Consider the following 2,709-nt stretch of genomic DNA (forward strand, 5'->3'; position numbering starts at 1 on the left):
TCGTCCGATCGTTTTGCGGTGCGCCGTATCTACTGCGTCGGCCGCAACTACGCGGCGCATGCCCGCGAATTCGGCAATGACGAGCGTGATCCGCCCTTCTTCTTCACCAAGCCGGCCGACGCGGTGGTCGATTCCGGCACCGCTATCCCCTACCCGCCGCTGACGGCCAATCTGCACCACGAGATCGAACTGGTGGCCGCGATCGGCAAAGCCGGCTTCCGCATTCCCCGCGACAAGGCGCTGGACCATGTCTGGGGCTACGGCGTCGGCATCGACCTCACCCGCCGCGACCTGCAGGACGAGGCCAAGAAGGCCGCCCGGCCCTGGGACTGGTCGAAGGCCTTCGACCGCTCCGCCCCTTGCAGCCCGTTGGTGCAAGCGCACGAATCCGGCCACCCACAGAAGGGCCGCATCTGGCTCGCCGTCAACGGCAAGGTCAGGCAGGATGCCGACCTCGCCGAACTGATCTGGCCGATACCGGATATCGTGTCGATCTGCAGCGAGGCGATGGAGCTCGAGCCCGGCGACCTGATCTTCACCGGTACGCCAGCAGGCGTCGGCGCGGTTGGCCCCGGCGACACGATGACCGGCGGCGTCGACGGCATCGGCACCATCGAAATAACCATCGGCCAGCCGAAGTGAGCGCATGAGCAAACTCGTCCTGCACAACTACTATCGCTCCTCCACCTCCTACCGGGTGCGGATCGCGCTGGAGATGAAGGGGCTGAGCTACGACTATATCCCGCATCATCTGCGCCATGGCGAGCACCTCGAACCAGCCTATCTCGCGGTCAATCCGCAAGGGCTGGTGCCGGCGCTGGTGCTCGGCGACGGCACGCTGCTGACGCAATCGCTGGCGATCATCGAATTCCTCGACGAGACCAGCCCGGAACCACCGCTATTGCCAGGGGATGCGGCCGGTCGGGCACGGGTCAGAATGCTGGCGCAGATGATCGCCTGCGACATCCACCCGGTGAACAATCTGCGCGTGCTGACCTCGCTGCGCACGCTGTTCGGCGCCGGCGACGAGGACGTCGTCAACTGGTTCCGCCACTGGGTGAACGAGGGCTTTCAGCCGCTTGAAAAGATCCTGGCCTTGTCGGCGGAGACCGGAACATTCTGCCATGGCGACGCGCCGGGTCTGGCTGACATCTGCCTCGCCGCACAGATTGCCAGCAATGCCCGCTTTGGCGTCGATCTGACGCCCTACCCGACGATCGCGCGCATCAACGCCGCCTGCATGGCGCTGCCGGCCTTCCAGAAAGCGGCGCCCCAGAACCAGATCGACGCGGAATAAGGCGTCATCTGCGTAGCGTCGGCACCGGAACAGTATGGCTGGCGGAATCGATTTTCGCTTGACCGGATAGGGAATCGGCTATCGTTTCCCGCAGGCCGTGTGAAAGGTGGTGTTGCCGATGAAAGCCGTCGTCTTCGAGAAATTCGGCGAAGCGCCGAGGATCCAGACCGTTCCTGATCCGAAGCCGGCAGCCGATGGCGTCGTCATCAAGGTCGAGGCGACCGGTCTGTGCCGCAGCGACTGGCATGGCTGGATGGGTCATGACGAAGGCATCACGCTGCCGCACGTGCCGGGCCACGAACTTGCCGGCATCGTCGTCGCCGCGGGCAAGCAGGTCACGCGCTGGAAGGCCGGCGAGCGCGTCACAGTGCCCTTCGCCGTCGGCTGCGGCCGCTGCTTCGAGTGTAATTCGGGCAATCACCAGGTCTGCGAGCACCAGACACAGCCTGGCTTCACCGGCTGGGGCTCGTTTGCCGAATATGTCGCCATCGAACATGCCGACACCAATCTTGTGCGCCTGCCCGACGAGATGGAATTCGCCACCGCCGCCAGCCTCGGCTGCCGCTTCGTCACTTCGTTTCGAGCCATTGTCGACCAGGGCCGGGTGAAGCCGGGCGAATGGGTCGCGGTGCATGGCTGCGGCGGCGTCGGCCTGTCGGCGATTATGATTGCCAGCGCCATGGGCGCCAATGTCATCGCCATCGATCTCACCGACGAGAAACTGGATTTCGCCAAAAAGATCGGCGCCGTCGCCACCATCAATGCATCTACGACGCCGAACGTGGTCAAGGCGGTCAAGCAGATCACCAATGGCGGCGCGCATATGTCGATGGACGCGCTCGGCCACCCGACCACCTCGTTCAACTCGATCGCCAATCTGCGTCGGCGCGGCCGCCATGTGCAGGTCGGCCTGATGTTGGGCGAACACGCCCGGCCGCAGGTGCCGATGGACAAGGTGATCGCCTTCGAACTCGAAATCCTCGGCAGTCACGGCATGCAGGCCTATCGCTACCCCGCGATGATGGAGATGATCCGCCACGGCAAGCTGAAGCCCGAACTGCTCGTCGGCAAGAAGATCAGCCTCGACGAGGCGCCCGCAGCCTTGATGGCGATGGGCGGCTTCGAGGGCATCGGCATTGGGGTGGTGACGAAGTTTTAGGCGAGGACGGCACCGTCGTCAGGCGATCGCGCGTCGTGGCAATTCCTGCTTCGCGAATCGCTTGGCGCCTACGACGCAAAGCACCACGCCAAGCGTGACGACCACCATCAACGAACTGACCTGTTCGTGCAGCAGCGTCGCTGCCAGTGCCAGTCCGAAGAATGGCTGCAGCAGCTGCAACTGTCCGACCGCGGCGATGCCGCCTTGCGCCAGGCCGCGATACCAGAACACGAAGCCGATCAGCATGCTGAAC

At 64.4% G+C, this 2,709-nt stretch carries 4 protein-coding genes; 3 read left to right on the top strand and 1 reads right to left on the bottom strand.

The features are described 5' to 3' along the window. The 3 genes from EN914_RS31160 to EN914_RS31170 form a co-directional block, all read left to right on the top strand. Positions 1-642, top strand: a 642-nt coding sequence (locus EN914_RS31160) for a fumarylacetoacetate hydrolase family protein (RefSeq protein ID WP_245497880.1), incomplete at its 5' end; no start/stop codon positions are given. Positions 643-646: 4 nt separating this feature from the next. Continuing rightward, positions 647-1,297, top strand: a complete 651-nt coding sequence (gene maiA / locus EN914_RS31165; protein WP_024503824.1) for a maleylacetoacetate isomerase — start codon at positions 647-649, stop codon at positions 1,295-1,297. A gap of 118 nt (positions 1,298-1,415) precedes the next feature. Next, complete coding sequence (locus tag EN914_RS31170) at positions 1,416-2,456, top strand: zinc-dependent alcohol dehydrogenase family protein (RefSeq protein WP_024503823.1); 1,041 nt, start codon at positions 1,416-1,418, stop codon at positions 2,454-2,456. A gap of 18 nt (positions 2,457-2,474) precedes the next feature. On the opposite strand, the gene EN914_RS31175 is transcribed toward EN914_RS31170, so the two are convergent. Next, positions 2,475-2,709 (bottom strand): EamA family transporter (locus EN914_RS31175; RefSeq protein ID WP_164779039.1); only part of this gene is annotated, 235 nt, incomplete at its 5' end.

Source organism: Mesorhizobium sp. M7A.F.Ca.CA.001.08.2.1, assembly GCF_003998455.1.
Lineage (GTDB): Bacteria > Pseudomonadota > Alphaproteobacteria > Rhizobiales > Rhizobiaceae > Mesorhizobium > Mesorhizobium ciceri.